This window comes from Streptomyces achromogenes (genome assembly GCF_030816715.1).
Classification (GTDB): Bacteria; Actinomycetota; Actinomycetes; order Streptomycetales; family Streptomycetaceae; genus Streptomyces; species Streptomyces achromogenes_A.
On the sequence record NZ_JAUSYH010000001.1, the window covers coordinates 4347361 to 4364627 of the forward strand.

Sequence of the window (17267 nt, forward strand, 5' to 3'; positions counted from 1 at the left end):
CCGGGCGGGCGGTCCCCGCCCCCCGGGGGCGGACTCCGCTCCCCGGGCGGACGCCGCGGCTACTGGCGGTGCCGGCGCGTGCCCTGTCGCGGTGGCAGGGTCAGGGTGATCTGACGGACGAGCTGCTGGAAGCAGGCGAGGGACGCGAGAGCCGGCAGCGAAGCCCCGGCGATGCCGGTGAAGGTCCTGTCCGCCTGCGCGATGCACAGCATTATCGCGACGGAGGAGAAGAGCAGGACGATGAACCACGAGTGGACGGCTCGGCGCTGATGCAGAGCGGTCCGGAGGATGGAGAGAGAGGCCACCATCCAGGGCCCGTACACGAGGAGAGGCCACGACGGGACCATTCCGTGGCCCGCTCCGGACGTGATGTTCTGCAGCGGCCTGTAGGCCACCATGCCGCCGAAGACACTGACCATCGCCACGATGACGGCGACGAGTGCGACGATCACGAAGCTGCCCGTCTGCAACCACTTGAGCCGGAGTTTCCCGCCTCGGATCCTGCGATGACCGGCGGAAGAGCTTCGAGGGGGCGGCAACTGGGCGGTGATCTGCGCGAGGCTCTCCATCGGGTCGAGGAAGTCGCCGCCCGACGCGGGCTCGCCGCGCGGTGGCGGCACCCTGGCCGTCTGCTCCGCGGTGACAGCCTCCTGCATGAGATAGGCGAGTTCCTCCACCGGATCCCAGCCCGGGTCGGACGCCGCCGGGGGACCCCCCGTGTGCACGCTGTCGGCAGGTCCGCCGTTCCATCCGGCGCCCGCCCCGTAGGAGTAGGCGTCGGAATACCATTCACGCCGCGCGAACGAAGGGTCCACGTAGTCGTGATTCACAGGAATGTGCCCGTCGGGCGCGGTCCACGTCACGGCCGGCCGGAGCGTTCCGGGCCGTTCCACCGCGAATTGAGTTCCTCCTGGATTTCCTCCAGCAGGGCAAGGAACTCGCGGAGCAGCGGCTCGGCGACGTGACGTTCGACCCACGCTCCGTCTTCGATCACCGCACCCTGCACCGCCGTCGCGGAATATGTCACACCGGGTGAAAAGCCACATTTCCCCATGGCCAGATCATGGCCCGCAGTCAGATTTTCCGTCCTCGTGTTGCGTTGAGGCAGGCTCTGGGGCCTTGCTTTCGTCATATTCAGCTAACGTCGCCACCCCTCCTCCAGATGCGCGGCAAATGAGTGACGCCGCCGTAAAGGAATTACTGGGGAGAACGTCTCGTCATTAATGTAATTCACGCACTCCGCACGTTATGAGCAGAGCGAATTTTCCTCTCACACCTCCGATCGGAAATATGATTCGCCGACCACCACCCTTCGCCCCCCATCGTCCACCTCGACTCGCAGCGCTCCACGCTCGATCGCGCCGGGGCTACGCGGACTCGGCGGCAGGCGTGGTGTCTTCCCGCCCCGTCGGGAGCACGACTCGATGCGTCGGGCCGGTCACACGGCCCGGCCCGCCTTGCGCGGGTACGGCTCCGGGGCGTCCCGCTGGTCCGGGCGTCGGCCGGCTGCCGTCCGTCCGCCGCACCGCGCGTCGGCAGAGGTGGGGCAGGAAGGTGTAGAAGCGATCGGGAAGGAACACGGCGTCGGCGACGATCATCGCGCCGGAGAAGAGAGGCAGCCCCATCAGCACGGCGATGCCGGTGTGCATGCCCAGCAGCATGGCCAGGACGGGATACTTGAGCCTGCCGAAGAGCACGAACGGGAAGGCCACCTGCAAGAGCACGGTCAGGTAGCCGGCGACGGCGACCACGAGCGTGTGTTCGTCCACGAAGTGCGAGATGGCGGGCCAGGGCTGGAACAGTTCGAGGTTCAGGACGTAATGGAGCGCGGTGCCACCGCCCCAGAAGGCACCCTGGACCTTGTACAGGCCGGCTGAACCGTAGAGAAAACAGACCTGCGCCGCGATGACGAGCATGCCGCAGTTGTGCACCGCCGTGATCAAAGTGGCTCGGGCATCACGGAGTTGCCGGGCGAAGGGACTCCCGGCCGGTGCCGGCGCGCTGCCCGCACGCGCCGCCTTCCGCCCGTTTCTGCGTGCGTCCAGGGACCAGCGCCGGCCGCACTCGGTGAGGACGAGGTAGATGGACATCAGCAGGACCAGGTTGTCGCCCCCGTCCGTCATGAAGATCGCCCGGCCGTGGAACGAGGTCACCACGACGGCGAAGATGACCGACAGGACACGGGTTCGCCAGCCCAGCATGAACAGTGCGGCCGTGACCAGCGCCAGCACATAGCAGAGCTCGAAGTAGGCGCGACTGTCGGACAGGACCAGAACGCTGAACCAGCCCGTCTGCTCGAAGAGCTGGTGTGCCAGGGCGGGCGTCCACGCAGAACCCGGACCCCAGATCTCGTCACGGTGCGGGAACTCACGCAGCAGAAAGATCAGGTAGAGCAGTCCGTAGCCGATACGCAGCACCGACGCCGCGTACAGGGACACCGGACGGCCGGTCAGGAGGTTCCACACGACGGTGATCCGGTCGGCGAGCCATCGGTCGACGCCGGCGGACACGGACCTCTGCGCCTCATTTTCCATGGCGGGTCACCTTCCACCAGGGCAGAAGCCGGTTGTCGGCCGGCATCGGCGGGCGATTGCCGGCGGCGGGGCCGCTCACGGGGATGGGCAGGGTGACGACGCGCAGCTGGATGAAGTCGAAGGGGTCGCTCCTCCGGGCGGCAGCGCGGTCCGCGGCGATGTTGCCGAGGTACTTCTGCATCATCAGGGCGCGTTCGGTGCGCGCCTTGTCGTCTCCTCCATGCGAGTCGACGTAACCGGCCCAGGCGCGGCGCAACATGTTCTGTGCCGTGTGACTCGGGAACGGGTCATGCACGACTGCGGAACGGTCCACGGCGGTCAGGTCGAACCAGGGACTCACCTGGAACGATCCGTCGGAGCCGGTGTGTGCGGTTCTCGCCAGAATCTGCCGGTTGACGGATTCGGGGTCCGGAGCGAAAAGCCGCCAATTCTGTTCGAAGAAGGGGTACACCCATGAATTGATCAACGGGCTGTATCTCTTGGAGATGGTGTTGGCCGGCGCCACGTGGAGAAACACCAGAGACACATGGACGACACTCGCCGCCAGGCACAGGACCACGGTGACGCACAGTCCGGATTTCAGCGCACGGGCACCTCTCGGCAGCTTGGGCGGCACGGCCGTTGCGTCAGGACATTCCTGCACGACCGGACCTGATTCGGAGTGCTGAACTTCCTTCACGTCCGCTGAGTCAATTCCGCTCGACACCGCGCACCCTGTCTTTCTCGTCTCAGCTGGTCGCACCTGCTTTCCGCGTCGGCTGCCCCCGACGGCGCGCGGCGGAATCGATGAGAATTCCGCCGCGCGCCGTCATCCGGTGAGCGGACCGACCGGGGTGCGCTGCCTAGCCCTCGTAACTCTGGGAGTGGTCGTCGCCCCCGTGGCTCTTGGGCACGTCGTCGTAGCCGAAGTTCTCGTCCGACTGCTTACCGTGATCGTCCTGGCCGTGGTCGTAGTTGCCGTGATCGTCCTGGCCGTGGTCGTAGTTGCCGTGATCGTCCTGGCCGTGGTCTTCCCGGCCGTGGTCTTCCCGGCCGTGGTCGGGCTTACCGGGGTGGATGTACTGCCCGAGGTCGAGCTTGCCGCCGTGGTCATGCTTTCCGTTGCCGCCGTTGCCGCCGGTGCCCGGCCCGCCCGGCGCGTGGTCGTTCCCGCCGGGGCCGTTTCCGCCGGTGGTGTTTCCGGCGCTGTTGCCTGCGGTGTTCCCGCCGGTGGTGTTCCCGGCGGTGTTGCCGGCGTTGTTCCCGGCCGTGTTGCCCGAGGTGTTTCCGGACGAGTTGCCGGCGGTGATGCCCGAGGTGCCGCCGGTCCCGACGATGGGCCCGCCCAGGACGCCACCGGTCACGAGGCCACCGCTGACGAGGCCGCCGCCGAGGAGCCCTCCACTGGTGGTGGGGGCGGCGGGGCCGCCGGTGCCCGCAGTCGCTCCACCAGCGGTGGCGGCCGCGCAGCTGCCGAGGAAGACCCGGTTGTTGTTGAGGGTCACAGAGCCCACCTCGGCCAGCAGCCGGCCCTCGACGTTCGTTCCCTGGTTCACGGTGATCGAGTTCTCGGCCATGAGGGTGCCCACGAAGCTGGTCGTGACGCCGAGCGACGCGTCCTCGCCGATCTGCCAGAACACGTTGCACGCCGAAGCGCCGTTGGTGAGGAGAATCCGGCTGGAGGTCGCCGTCGTCAGGGACTCGGGAATCTGGAACACCCAGACCGCGTCGGAGCTGCCCTGGCCGTCCAGGACCAGGTCGCCGGTGATGCCGACACCGGCTGTGGCGTGGTAAACGCCGGGAAGCAGCGCCGGACCTCCGCCGATTCCCGCCGGTAGCGGGAAGTCCACGGCCTGGCCGGCGGCGTTGTTGTACCCCACGAGCAGGTCGGCCTTGGCCTTGAGGGCCGCGGCGTCCGCAGGGTGGATGGCGCCTCCCACCTGACCGGGCGGGAATCCGGTGATGGCCCCATTCGGGTGCGTCCCGAGGTCGTGCGCGAGCACCGAGTTGCCGGTGTTGGTGACTCCCTGACCCGCCAGAACGGAGTAAGTGGCGGCGGTGCCCAGAGGCACGGGCAATGCGATCGCCGACGCGGCCGTCGGCGTCAGGAAGACCATTGCAGCGGAAACTGTCGCCGCGAGGGAGGAGGCCAGCAAGGCGGACAGAGTGCGGCGGTCAGCTGCTTGAGGGATCTTCAGCTTCATCAAAGCCATTTTCTGTGAGGGCCGTGGCGTACCGGGCCCTACCGATCACCCGGAAGCCTTTTCACTGCTGCCGCATATTACGCAGAAATATCCTTGCCCCGGCCGCAACGCAACGGGGGGAATTTCTCCCTCACGCAAACAGCGGACAGTGCTGCGTAAATACTCTGATTCGCATTTCCGACTAAGCGCCGTCCCTCGAATACGCGGATTCGTCGGCAACACGACGCCCCCGCCAGACACCGCACTGGACGGCGTTCGTCAGCCGGGCTGCGGGGTGCGGTTGTCGTGGGCGAGCCCGTCCGGGTGGGCGTCGTACTGGCACCGGACCCGCGAGGTGCGACCCGCCGGGCTACCAGCCGGCAGTGCCGGGCAGTACGGGCGTCCGGTCGGCGGGGGTGACGCCGGTGGCGGCGAGAATCCGTTCGGCCGAGGCGTCGTTGTCGTCCCGTACGGCCATGGCCATCGCGGCGCGAGCGAGCGAGGGAGCCGTCTGCGGAGGGATCACCAGGAACATGAAGTGGTCCTGGTCGCCCCGAGTGACGATCATGGTGTCGTCGCTGACGGCCGACCAGTCGATGCGGACGGTACGACCGTCGAGGACCAGCTGGCCCGGCCTCTCGTCCCAGGCGCCCGCGTCGAGGCCGACACGGGCGAGTGGACCCAGCCGGGCGCTCAACACGGCGAGTAGTCCGGACAGTTGACTCCCGAGGTCACGTGAACGCGGCCACCACGCACCGTCGAACGTCCCCGTGCGCCGGGACGTGGTCTCCATCCGCAGGACTGCGGTGCCGGGGAGTATCGGCTCCCTGCCGGTGTCCGCCAGGAGCCTGACCGGGAGCAGGGGGGTCGTGGGGATCACGGGGACTCACCTCACTGACTTCCAGGTGCTGCGCCTCCGCCAGGTGCTGCGTCTCCGCCAGGTCGCCCCAGGGGCGGTCTTGGTGGAAGGCTGCGGCGGTGCGATCGCGTGCTGCCGGTTCGCCAGGTGGACGATGAGCACGCCCAGAGCGATCGTCGCCATGACGGCGACCAGGGTCACGAAGGTCTCCATGGTCCTCACATCCTCATCAGCGCAGGAGCGGGCCGCGACGGGTGCACCGGCTCGACTGCGCCCTCGGCCATGACTCCCGCAATCCGTGGACGCGCGGCCGGATCACGGGCGCCCTGCCCTCCCTCGGAGTCCCAGACCGCTTCCCTGGCCCGGTCGGTCTCGGACGCCGTCCGCAGGCGTACGGCCTCCTCCATCAACCGGCTCGCGGTCGACGTGCCCCGTGGGTCACTCGCGGCGGCCATCAGCCAGGAGGCCATGACGGGGTCCGTCCACGGCGGAACCACCAGCAGGTTCCAGCGGCCCGTGCGGTAGGAGAGCAGCAGCAGTTCGTGCGCGTCCTGCTCGGCCAGGAACCAGCCCACCTTCACGACGTGACCGGCGACGGGCACCTTGCGCGGGAGGACCGGCCACTGGGTGGGGTTCACCGTGACCCTGGTGATCCGCCCCCACAGCGGATCAAGTACCGCTGTCAGGATCGGCAGTTCCGCCGCCAGATCGCGGGAGCGGGGCCACCAGGCGCCGTCCAGAAGAGCCGGCGCGGCGCCGACGGGGGCCAGCGACAGGCGGAGAGAGGAAGAAGTAGTGGAGGACAGCCGATCTTCGAGTATCGGCGAGAGGGAAATGGTCGCAGTCATGACGCGAACCCTGCCCCGGGCCGACCGCGGTCGGCCCGGACTATGCGATCGCCGAAAACGACACGAGCATGGAAGCCGGTGCGCGGAATATCCTCGGTACTTCGAGCCTACTCCCCGGCCCGCGCCGAACGGACCCGGCCGTCGGCGGGGAGGCCGTCCCCCTGTGCTCCTCCTGCGCACGGCCCCGCTCCAAGGGCACTGTCCGGAGAGGACGAGTGATCACCCGGCCGGAGGCGCGGCAACGGTGCCCGGTATCGAGGCGACGTCCCCGCGCGGCGGCCCGGAGGACGCACTGTCCGGGAGAACGGCTGGTCACCCGCACCCACAGGGGCTTCGGGCGGAGTAGGGTCGGAATACCGGGAGCATTTCGCGCACCGGCTCCCATGCCGGTGCCGTTGTCGGCGAGCGACAGGACCGGAACGTCCAGGACGAACCCGGGGACAGGTTCGCGCCATGACCGCGACCAGCAGAGGTACGACCCCCACCCAACAGGACCGCCCCGGCGTGCTCGGCCCGAGGGAGGTGAGAACGTGGAGATCGTCGTCACAGCGGTACTGATCATCGCCGTGATCGCCATGGGAATCGCCCTGATCCATAGGCTCAACGCGCAGCACGACGCAAGGATCGCGGCCTACCGCTACGGAGAGGCGCTGCCGGGCACCGGCCGCCTGCGGGCGAAGAACCGACGAGCGGCGACGCCTGCCGCGTCGCCCGCCGTCGACGACGCCGAGCCGGGCGGCACCGCGGATGACGCGGCCCGCGCTCCGAGACGAGCCGTGGGCAGGCCGGAACGGCTTCACCCCGTGGAGTCACCGGACCCGCCCCCTGCCGGTAACGTCGACGTGCGTCTCGTCGCCTCGTCCCCGGAGGCCGCGCGCCAGGTCGCGGAGGTTCTCCGCCGCTGCTTCGCCTCGTCGGAGCAGCGCAGCTATCCCGTCGGCGCGGTGGCCGGCGGAACCCGCCTCCACCTCACGGTGGACACCGCTCGCGCGGCCGAGCCTGCACGCTCCTGGCTGGTCACCAGTCGGTCCTCCGGAAACGGCCGTACGCAGACTGACGAAACCTGACCAACGAGAACCGAAAAGCACAATATGCCCTAAATGTGCACCAGGACTACCATGAAAGCGGGTCGGCACACTCTCACGTGCGACCGGCCCGTAAGGGCGACCCCGGTGTGTCTACGCCGGGGTCGTTGAAGCATGACGGACACGGCCGCCGGGAGCAGAACGTGATCCGCTGCGCCCATGGCCACCGACGGCCCGTTGGACCAAGGCCGGTTTCCCTGACCTGGCCCGCTCCTCGGTCGACGTGCTCCCGCCCCAGCCGCAGCCGCCCAAGGCTCTTGTGGTGACCGATGTTCGGGCGACATGCCCACCCCATGGAGTAATCGCTCGTCGCGCCGGTCGGCGATGCGAGCCTGTGCCGGTCGACTGCGTCGTGTCTCGCTGCTCGCCGTCGCCTGCCGCGTGGATCCGAGAGGAGCAGGGTGCGCGGCGCGTAGGGGCACCGCGTCGGGACACGTGGTCGGAATGCCGGAAGCGCCGACGCCGTCCGGTCGTCACCGCCCGGCACCGGCCCGGTCCGACGAGTCCAGGCGAACCGGGCCATCCGGTGAACACCGCGCGGACGTTGCCACCCCGTGATTTCACTCTGTCCGGGACGAAGGAAAGAAGACAGCCATGACGGACGGTGGGCGGCAGCCGGACCGGGTCGGGGTGGACCGGTCGGAGGGATTCGGCGAACGGCTGTTGGGGGTGCTGCTGGACCGCTCCCACGAGATGCCGCCGCAGTTGATCGCCCCACTCGTCGCGGAAGAGGTGGCCAGGGTCGGGGGACGGGACGTCTCCATCCTCCTGCAGGACTACGAGCAGGTGCTGCTGGTGCCGCTGCCGGGCCGGAGGCTGAAGCTCGGCGGCCCCGAGCCGGTCGAGAACTCCCCCGCGGGCGACGCGTTCCTGAGCCGCAGAACCGTGGAGGTGCCGCAGGACGGCAGTGTGCGGATGTACCTGCCGCTGCTGGACGGCAGCGACCAGATCGGGGTGATGGCCGTCACCCTGGACAGCGTCGATGACGACGACCGGCGATTGCTGCGCAGACTCGCCGGCCTGGTCGCGGACATGATCGTCACCAAGGACGCCTACACCGACCAGTTCTTCCAGGCCCGCCGCAGTGCCCCGATGAGTGTGGCCGCGGAGATCCAGTGGTCGTTGCTGCCCCCGCTGTCCATGACGGTGCCGCAGGTCGAGGTGGCCGGCATCCTGGAGCCCGCCTACGACGTGGCCGGCGACAGCTTCGACTACGCCCTCAACGGCGACATCCTGCACATGGCCATGATCGACGCGATGGGCCACGGACTGGACGCGGCGACCATGGCGACGGTGGCCATCGGCGCCTATCGCCACACGCGACGGGCCCATACGGATCTGTCCCAGGTGTACGCGTTCATGGACAGCGCCATCAACGAGCAGTTCGGCCCCGACCACTTCGTCACCGCTCAGATGATGATCCTCGACGTCACCACGGGCCGGCTGCAGTGGGTCAACGCCGGCCACCCGGCTCCCTTCCTGATCCGTGACCGCGCTGTGGTGGACCGGCTGGAGAGCCCGACCACGCTGCCGGTCGGCTTCGGCGGTGAGGAGCCGGTGGTCAGCGAGCAGATGCTGGAACCCGGGGACCGGTTGCTGTGCTTCACCGACGGCCTGTTCGAGGAGCACCAGGCCGGTGGAGAACAGTTCGGTGAGGAGCAGTTGATCGAGTGGACCAATCGGGTCCTCCGCGACCGCCCCCAGGTACGGGCGGTGGTACGAGCGCTCTCCCACGCCCTGAAACAGGAACGCGGCGGCACCACGACCGACGACGCGACCATCTTCCTCATCGAGTGGCGAGGCGGCGACGCCCATCACCTCACCACCCTCGATTGAGCCCGCCGACGATCCACCGGCTCTCTCGCCGAAGCCTGCCGCTGCCCCGTGGTCCGTACGCGAGGTCGCTCAGGACGGGATCGGCGCGTCGACGTACGTCCTGGCGATGTCGGTGATGAACGCGCGGCTGCTGTCCGGGGTGAGGGCCTGCGCCTGGAGGTGGCCGTACCTCACGTTGTAGTGCCGCACGTCGGACGGCTTCTCCAGGCAGAGATCGCTGGCGAACCGCTCCACGTACACCACCCCCGCCTCGGGACTGTCGGCGAACCGCAGGATGGAGAACTGCCCTGACAGACCCGGATGAGCGCCGGCCGTGTACGGAAGGACCTGCACCGTGATGTGCGACTCCGCGCTGAGTGCCTTCAGGTGCTCCAGCTGTTCACGCATGACGTCCGGGCCGCCGACGACTCGGCGCAGGGCCGATTCGTCGATGACCACCCACAGGCGCAGCGGGCAGGCAAGGTCGTAGATCCGATGCTGGCGGCGCAGCCGCACCTTGAGCTGCGTGGCGGATTGTTCGGCAGAGAGCCGAGGGATGGTCTCTCCGATGACAGCCTGGGCGTAGCCAGGGGTCTGCAGCAGATCGGGCACCATCATGGGCGCGTAGATGTGCAGGGAAGCGGCGTCCGTCTCCAGGCCGATGTAGACGCTGCCGGAGAGTTCGCCATAGGGGTGCCACCATCCCCGCTCACCGGATTCCCTGGCCATCTCCATCAGGGAGTCGATGACCTGCTGGTCCGTCACTTCGTAGATCACGCACAGATCGCGCACATCACGGGGGCTGATGGCACGGTTGCCGTTCTCCAGATGGCTGATCTTGGGCTGCGAGACCATGAGCCGCTCGGCCACTTCTGTGCTCTTCAACCCACGAAGCACACGGAGCCGACGCAGCTCGGCGCCGAGACGGCGTCTCCTGACAGTGGGATTGGTCTTCGCCGCCACGCGCGGTGTACCTCCGGATCCAAATGGGTGTGTGGGCACGCAGGTTGCCATGGCACGGGGGTTGGCGGCGATGCGCAATGCCGCCGTGATCGCCAGCAGCCGAAACGGACTCTTACGTTGGCAATTGCCTTGGCCGCAAGATCCCCGCGATGAGCAGCCGGCGTCTCCTGCCGGCGAGGAGGAACCGAAAGGCGGACACTCCGACGGGTCACCGACTGTCCGGCGGACGTGTGGAAACCCCTGCTCGCCGTCGCGGACGCAGCCGGGGCGACCGGCGCCGCCGGGCCCGCGAAGCCTGCCTGACCCTGGTCAAAGCCTCCCGCGCCGACCAAAGTGGCAGCCTGCCCCGGGGCACCCGGATCAGGGCCACGCCTGAACCCGTGTCTGAGAGTCGGCCGAAGTCCGGAGTAACCCATGGCGCGCCCCACAGTTGTCAGGTTGATCAGGTGGGCCGGGCGACGCCCGCCGACCTGCAACCACATGGAGGAAAAATGGCCACCCCTACCACCGCTCGGCGGACCGCGGTACGCACAACGACAGTCGCCGGTCTCACAGCGGGACTCTTGATCATCGGCGTCGTGGGCGCCCAAGCTGCCGACGCTCTGGCCCCGTCCGCTGGCTCCGGTCTTCTTGAGAGCCTGCTCCCGCAGGTCAGCAACATCCTGTCGGGCGTCCAGAGCGGTAACGCCATCAGCACGCTTTTGCCTAACGGCATCCTCGGCGGCTGAACAGCCCGTTCCGGGGTGTTGATGTCAGGCGTTGATGCCAAAGGCCCCGCCGGATGAACCGGCGGGGCCTTTGGCCTGTGTGCACTCGGCAGGATTCGAACCTGCAACCTTCTGATCCGTAGTCAGATGCTCTATCCGTTAAGCTACGAGTGCTTGTTATTCGGTTTTTCTGTCTTCGCTTCCCGGCCCTTCCGGCCCGCTCGCGGCGACAGGAAGAACATTACATGACTGCCGCCGACATGTGAAATCCGTTAGTCGTACCCCTTGTGACCTGCAGAAACGGCCCGAACGGGCCTCTGGGCGAGGTCGGGAACGACGAAGCCCCGATCGCGGGGACCGGGGCTTCGGTGATCGAGCGGAGGCGGAGGGATTTGAACCCTCGATGGGCTTTAAGACCCAAACCGCATTAGCAGTGCGGCGCCATAGACCGGACTAGGCGACGCCTCCAGCACAACCGCTCGCGTGCGTGCGAGTGGTGCGTGCAGATGATGACACAGTCGAGCGTCGTGTCACCAATCGACGTCCACGGTACTAGGCACTCGGGTCGCGGGCAAAGCACTTCCCCGGGCGCAACGTCACCGACGGCGCGGCGTTAGTCCCGGCATGGTCCAGGTCACCCCGCTCCGACGCCTCGCCGTCACCGCCCTTGCCGTCTGCGCCGCCGTGATCGCCTCGTCGGCCGCGGGCCCCGTCAGCGCGTACGCCGCACGTCCCGGGAGCGCCGGGACGACGGCGGGCGCCCCCGCCACCGCCGGCGGACGGGCGCCGCTCGCGCCGCCGCCGGTCCGGGAGGAGGACCGGACGAGCGGCGATCACCTCACGGTCACCGTCCGGCACAGCGGCGGGCGGACGGACGGGACGTTCGAGGTGTACTGCCACCCCGACCGCGGCAGCCACCCGGACCCGGGCGGCGCCTGCGGGGCCGTGGACCGCAACACCCGGTGGGGCCGGGACGCCTTCGCACCCGTACCGGGCGGCGAGCTCTGCACGATGCGATACGGCGGGCCGGCCACCGCCCACGTCACCGGCCGCTGGGCCGGACGTCCCGTCGACGCGACGTTCGACCGCAGCAACGGCTGCCAGATCGAGCGGTGGGACCGGTTCGTGCCGCTCCTGCCCGGCCCGCGTCCGGCGAGCGCGGCGAGCTCGGCGGGCATGGCGTACATGGCGGGCGTGGCGGGCATGGCGGAAGCACCGGTTCCGTAAAGGTCGCGCGGAGGTACCGCGAAGTCGGGGCGGCCCCGGGCACGGGACTCGGAGCGGGCCGACGTGCGCGGGGACCGGTCAGGGCGGGCCGGGACATACGTTCTGGGTCACCTCGTCGTGCGAGCTCGCTCTCATCCGGCGTCACCGGCGCGACCCCAGCCCTTAGACTCCCTCGCGTGACACGCTGCGGACCGGTTGGCAATATGGCCCGAGCGGTCGGCAGAGTGCGGTAACAGGGAGGAAGCGACTCGTGAGCAGCAGGCCATCCCGAGGCGCTGCTCGCCTCGCAGCCATACTCGACGCGCTGCCCGACGCGTTGGTGCTGGTCAACGCGAACGGGACGGTCGTCAACGCGAACACCATCGCGCTCGAGGCGTTCGAGACGCCGGGTACGGCTCTGGTGGGGCGGGGGCTGCTCGATCTGCTGCCGCAGTTCGACTCCAAGCTCATCCCGGGCTCCATGCGGCGCCCCGACCACATGGACCCGCGCGGCCGGACCAAGCCGACCCGGATGGTCGCGCGCCGCACCGACGGCACCGAGTTCCCGGTCGAGGTCACCAGCGCCAACCTGGAGAACGGCCAGCAGGCCTACGACGGCTACGGATACTCCTCCGCCTCCGACGAGCTGCTGATGCTGGTCGTGCGCGACCTCTCCGGCACCGTCGACACCGAGGCCGAGCTGGCGCGCTCGCAGCGGCAGACCGAGATGATCCTGAGGGCTGCGGCCGAGGGCGTCGTCGGCACCGACACCGACGGGCGGATCGTCCTCGTCAACCCGGCCGCCGCCCAGATACTGGGATATCGGGCGAGCGATCTCGGCGGCAAGGAGCTGCACACCCTGGTGCTGCATTCGCGCGGGGACGGCTCACCGTTCCCGTACGACGAGTCGCCGCTCGCCGACACCCTGCGCTCCGGGCGCAAGCACCGGGTACGCGGGCAGGTGCTGTGGTCCAAGGGCGGTGACCGGGTCTCGGTCGACCTGACGACCGCGCCCGTGCGCGACGGCGACCAACTCGTCGGCGCCGTCATGACCTTCACGGACCGCCGGCCCTACGACGCCCTGGCGGAGGAGAAGGAGTCCGTCGAGCAGCGGCACGCCAAGGAGCTGGAGAAGCTCTCCGAGGAGCACGCCTCCGACCTCACCGCACTGCGCCAGCAGCACGTGGCCGAGCTCGAGGAGCTGCGCGAGCTGCACGAGGAGGAGATCGCGGCCGCCGAGGAGCGCTACGCCGCGCTCGGCGAGCGGGAGAAGGACCGGTACGAGGCGCTCGCCGGGCGGCACGAACAGCTGCTCACCCTGCTCGGGGGCTCCCTGCGCGGACCCCTGGACGAGCTGCGCCGGGAGCTGGCCGCGCTCGCCGCGGACGACGCCGGACAGCTCTGGCCGGAGGCCAACCAGGTGCTGCACCACCTGTCCGCCGGCTATTCGCGGATCACCACCCTGATCGACAACGTGCTCGGATACCAGCGGCTCGACACCGGCGCGGAGACCGTCGTCCGGACGAAGGTGATGCTCGACGCGGTCGTCGCCGCGGGCGTCGACGGCGCGGTGGAGCTCATCGGGCCCGGCCGGGTCCAGTTCGCCGTGCACGCGCCTCCCATCGAGGCCGAGGTCGACGTGCGGCTCCTCGCGACCGCGCTCGCGCATCTCGTCGCGGACGTCGCCGGCGTCGACGCCACCGGCAACGCGCCCGTCTCTGCGGGCGGTTACATGGACAACACGGTCGTGGTGGCGGCCGCTCAGCGCGGCGAGGTCGTGCGCATCGAGGTGCGCGGTCCGTACGCCGGCGGCGACCCCGTGCACGAGCCGATCGTGCGGGGGATCGTCCGGGCCCACGGGGGCGTGCTGCAGACGCACGAGGTGCCGGGCATGAGCGGCAGCGCGTATGTGCTCGAGGTGCCGTTGGGCGGCGGGGCGGGGGCCGTCGCGGCTCCGCCGGCCGCCGCGCTGCCCGCCCTGCCGACGGGCGACGGAGCCGTGCGGCACGAGGTCCCGGGCGAGCCGAACGCCGGTGGACGGCGGCGGGCCCGGCGGTCCTCCGTGGACGCCTTCCTGGAGAGCGACGTCCCCGAGGCGGAGGGCGTCGCCGACGCCGATGCGGCGGTTCCGACCGGACGCCGGCGCAGGCGTGGCGCGCCCGCCGCGGAGACGCCGGGCGAGTCGCCGTCGGCGGTGGCCGAGGCCGAGGGGCCGGAGGGCTCCGGCGGCACCGGACGGCGGCGCGGGCGTTCCGCCGAGCTCGCCGTGGCGGGGGCCGACTCCGGGGTGAGCGAGGGCGCCGTCGTCATGGCCGCGGAGCACGCGTCCGGGACGGCGGCTTCGGGGACGGGACTCGGCGGCACCGTTCCGCCGCAGGGCGTGCCGGCTCCGGACGGACGACGGGCCCTGCAGGCGCCCGACGGTCAGCAGCCGCAGAACGCCCTGCCGCCCGCGCTGCCGGCCCTCGCGGGCCCGCCGGCCGAGGCGACCCCCGGGACCACCGGCGCGGACATGGGTAGCGCTACGGGTACGGGTACGGGCTCCCAGGGTGACGCCGAGGCGGAGGGCGGACAGCCGACCGGGCGCCGTCGGCGTGCCCTGGCCGCCGCGAACGAGCGTGCCGCCGCGCAGGAGGCGGGGCCCCGCACGGTCTTCGCCCTGCCGCCCGCCGAGGCGGACCGGACGACGGACGTGGCCGGCAACGTTCCCGGCCCTGTTACCGGCCCCGTTCCCGGTATGGACCCGGGCTCCGGTTCCGGTTCCGTTGCCGCTCCCGTTTCCGGCGGTCCCGTTTCCGGTGGGTCCGGCGACGGCCTCGCCGACGGTTCCGGTATGACGCACGCGGCCGCGCCGGCGCAGGCCCAGGGGCAGGTGCCGGCGCAGGGGCAGGTCGCGGGACAAGGGCAGGCCCACGGGCAGGCACAGGTGCAGCCCGGTGGTCCCGTTCCGGTCCCGGTTCCGGGCGTGATGCAGGCTCCGGGCATGGCCCAGGCACCCGGGCAGGCACCGAGGGCCGCACAGGCCCCGGGTGCGGCGCAGGCCCCGGTTCCCGCGCAGGCCCAGGCGCCCGCACCGGGTTCCGGCCCCTTCGCGGACCCGGGAGCCGACCACGGGCGTCACGACGCCGTCCCGCACGACCAGGCCGACGACCACACTCCGCCGCAGCCGCACCCGACCAGCGCGCCCACCGGTCGCCGGCGACGGGCCGTCGGGCAGCCCGCGGAAGCCGTCCCGGCCCAGCTCCAGACCCCACCCCAGGCACAAGCCCAGGCACAGGCACAGGCACAGGCACAGGGTGTGCAGCCCGGTCCCGTCGCGCCGGCGCTGCCCGGGCAGGGACTGCCGCTCCCCGCCGAGGCGCCTGCCGCGGCGTCCCCGGCCGTACCCGCCGTGTCGACCCCCGGCACCGGCACGCCGCTTCCGCCCGAAGCCGTCGCCGGACAGCCGCGGGCGGCACAGCCGTTGCCCGCCGAGGCCGCCGCGGTCCCGCCCATCGACCCCAACTCGACACAGGGACGGGCGATCAGCGTGCGGACGCTGGGGCAAGGTGTGCCCTTCACCCGGCAGGCCGCCCAGGTACAGCAGGTCCAGCAGGTCCAGCACGCCCACCAGGTTCAGCACGCCCATCAGGCTCAGCCGGTGCAGCGCCCCCAGCCCGGCCTGCCGTCCCCTCAGCCGACCGCCACCCCCGCCCCGCACACCCCGGGCGGGTCCGGACGTCGCCGCAAGCTGGGGACCCCGCCCGACCCGGCGACGCGTCCGGAGCAGACGGCCCGGCCGCATCCGTCGGCCGAGCAGAGCGCCGTCGCTCAGCCCACCGTTCCTCAGCCCGCCGTCCCGCAGAGCGCCGTCGCTCAGCCCGGCCTGCCGCAGCCGGCCGGGGCACCGCAGGCCGCGGCGGCTCCGGCACCGCATGCCGTCGCTGCGCCCATGCCCTCACCGGCGCCCGCCCCCGCTCCCGTCCCGTCGACGCAGTCGGCACAGCAGTCCCAGCAGCCGCAGCCGTCCCTCGCGGGTCAGTCGCGGCTCGTGGCCGGTGGGACGGGCACCGAGGGGGCCGGACGGTCGTACGCCATAGGAGCCCCGGACGAGAACGCCGCCGAGGGCCCCGAACCGCTGGACGGTCCCGGCGGGGCCGTCGAGGTGGCGGATCCGCCGCGACCGCAGCCGCTGGACGACGAGTTGCCGCCGGAGCCGCTGGACAACCCGCGTCGGCTGCTGGTGTGGCCGGCGCCCGACGTCAGCACCCAGCAGGCGCTCAGCGACCGCGGCTACCGTCCCGTCATCGTGCACTCGCGCGAGGAGGTCGACGCGCAGATCGCCGCGTTCCCGGCGGCGCTGTTCGTGGATCCGCTGACCGGGCCGATCACCCGCACCGCGCTGCAGTCGCTGCGCACCGCCGCCGTCGCCGCCGAGGTGCCGGTGCTGGTCACGGCCGGGCTCGGGCAGGCGACGCGCGAGGCGGCGTACGGCGCCGATCCCGCCGTCCTGTTGAAGGCGCTCGCGCCGCGCGACAGCGAGCAGCACCCGCCACGGGTGCTGCTCATCGAGGAGCACGCCGAGATCGCGCTCGCGCTGACCTCGACGCTGGAGCGGCGCGGAATGCAGGTGGCGCGTGCGGCGAGCGACGCGGACGCCGTCGCGCTCGCCGGACAGCTGCGGCCGAACCTGGTGGTGATGGACCTGATGCAGGTGCATCGTCGGCAGGCCGGGATCCTGGACTGGCTGCGGGCGAACGGGCAGCTCAACCGCACCCCGCTCGTCGTGTACACGGCCGCCGTCGACCAGGCGGACCTGCCGCGGCTTGCGTCGGGGGAGACGGTCCTCTTCCTCGCCGAGCGGTCGACCAGCCCGGAGGTGCAGAGCAGGATCGTGGACCTGCTGGCACGGATCGGCACGAACTAGCTAGGCCCTCGCTTTCGGATCTTGCGGGGTCGCGGGGGCACCAGAACGTGCCGCCGATCGAGGCCGGCCTGATCCGAAAGAAAGGCCCTGAGCCCGTTCAGGCCTTCGGCGCGGGTCGCCCGCGGGGATGCGGCTCATCTGAGGGACGACGGTGGCTCGGTCGGCGAGTGTGATCAGCAGAA

14 protein-coding genes, 2 tRNA genes and 1 pseudogene are annotated in these 17267 nt (G+C 70.6%); 6 read left to right on the plus strand and 11 right to left on the minus strand.

The window, feature by feature from the left end:
• Positions 1 to 59 precede the first annotated feature (59 nt).
• From QF032_RS19490 to QF032_RS19525, 8 genes are all read right to left on the minus strand, one after another.
• Positions 60 to 815: a DUF2637 domain-containing protein gene (locus QF032_RS19490; protein ID WP_307044292.1), complete on the minus strand. Its 756-nt coding sequence runs from the start codon at positions 813 to 815 to the stop codon at positions 60 to 62.
• Positions 816 to 859: 44 nt separating this feature from the next.
• A complete protein-coding gene (locus tag QF032_RS19495; RefSeq protein WP_307044293.1) occupies positions 860 to 1132 on the minus strand; it encodes a hypothetical protein in 273 nt (90 codons plus the stop codon).
• 235 nt (positions 1133 to 1367) lie between these two features.
• Positions 1368 to 2534 (minus strand): HTTM domain-containing protein, encoded by a 1167-nt coding sequence (locus tag QF032_RS19500; RefSeq protein ID WP_307056809.1) that lies wholly within the window; start codon positions 2532 to 2534, stop codon positions 1368 to 1370.
• A complete protein-coding gene (locus QF032_RS19505; RefSeq protein WP_307044298.1) occupies positions 2524 to 3213 on the minus strand; it encodes a DUF5819 family protein in 690 nt (229 codons plus the stop codon). Before QF032_RS19505 ends, QF032_RS19500 begins: the two co-directional genes overlap by 11 nt.
• 163 nt (positions 3214 to 3376) lie before the next feature.
• Positions 3377 to 4630: an ice-binding family protein gene (locus QF032_RS19510; protein WP_307056811.1), complete on the minus strand. Its 1254-nt coding sequence runs from the start codon at positions 4628 to 4630 to the stop codon at positions 3377 to 3379.
• A 436-nt stretch (positions 4631 to 5066) separates the two neighbouring features.
• Positions 5067 to 5576: a DUF5994 family protein gene (locus QF032_RS19515; protein ID WP_307056814.1), complete on the minus strand. Its 510-nt coding sequence runs from the start codon at positions 5574 to 5576 to the stop codon at positions 5067 to 5069.
• Between the two features lie 6 nt (positions 5577 to 5582).
• Entirely contained in the window at positions 5583 to 5768 is a 186-nt protein-coding gene (locus tag QF032_RS19520) for a hypothetical protein (RefSeq protein WP_307056816.1), read from the minus strand.
• 5 nt (positions 5769 to 5773) lie between these two features.
• Complete coding sequence (locus tag QF032_RS19525) at positions 5774 to 6403, minus strand: DUF5994 family protein (protein ID WP_307056818.1); 630 nt, start codon at positions 6401 to 6403, stop codon at positions 5774 to 5776.
• A gap of 803 nt (positions 6404 to 7206) precedes the next feature.
• Here QF032_RS19525 and QF032_RS19530 point away from each other — a divergent pair.
• Positions 7207 to 7470, plus strand: a complete 264-nt coding sequence (locus QF032_RS19530; RefSeq protein ID WP_307060310.1) for a hypothetical protein — start codon at positions 7207 to 7209, stop codon at positions 7468 to 7470.
• 612 nt (positions 7471 to 8082) lie between these two features.
• Complete coding sequence (locus QF032_RS19535) at positions 8083 to 9324, plus strand: PP2C family protein-serine/threonine phosphatase (protein WP_307044309.1); 1242 nt, start codon at positions 8083 to 8085, stop codon at positions 9322 to 9324.
• 69 nt (positions 9325 to 9393) lie between these two features.
• On the opposite strand, the gene QF032_RS19540 is transcribed toward QF032_RS19535, so the two are convergent.
• Positions 9394 to 10266: a helix-turn-helix domain-containing protein gene (locus QF032_RS19540; protein ID WP_307056819.1), complete on the minus strand. Its 873-nt coding sequence runs from the start codon at positions 10264 to 10266 to the stop codon at positions 9394 to 9396.
• A gap of 207 nt (positions 10267 to 10473) precedes the next feature.
• Here QF032_RS19540 and QF032_RS19545 point away from each other — a divergent pair.
• Both QF032_RS19545 and QF032_RS19550 read left to right on the plus strand, forming a co-directional pair.
• Positions 10474 to 10610 (plus strand): annotated as a pseudogene (locus tag QF032_RS19545) (DUF3631 domain-containing protein); the annotation flags it as partial.
• Between the two features lie 219 nt (positions 10611 to 10829).
• Complete coding sequence (locus QF032_RS19550; RefSeq protein ID WP_307044313.1) at positions 10830 to 10994, plus strand: hypothetical protein; 165 nt, start codon at positions 10830 to 10832, stop codon at positions 10992 to 10994.
• 80 nt (positions 10995 to 11074) lie between these two features.
• On the opposite strand, the gene QF032_RS19555 is transcribed toward QF032_RS19550, so the two are convergent.
• Both QF032_RS19555 and QF032_RS19560 read right to left on the minus strand, forming a co-directional pair.
• Positions 11075 to 11147 (minus strand) — tRNA-Arg (locus tag QF032_RS19555).
• Between the two features lie 203 nt (positions 11148 to 11350).
• Positions 11351 to 11441, minus strand: a tRNA-Ser gene (locus QF032_RS19560).
• A gap of 156 nt (positions 11442 to 11597) precedes the next feature.
• On the opposite strand from QF032_RS19560, the gene QF032_RS19565 reads away from it, so the two are divergent.
• On the plus strand, positions 11598 to 12200 hold the full coding sequence (locus QF032_RS19565; protein ID WP_307056820.1) for an SSI family serine proteinase inhibitor: 603 nt from the start codon (positions 11598 to 11600) through the stop codon (positions 12198 to 12200).
• Between the two features lie 250 nt (positions 12201 to 12450).
• Positions 12451 to 17085 (plus strand): response regulator, encoded by a 4635-nt coding sequence (locus tag QF032_RS19570; protein WP_307056823.1) that lies wholly within the window; start codon positions 12451 to 12453, stop codon positions 17083 to 17085.
• Positions 17086 to 17267: the final 182 nt, after the last annotated feature.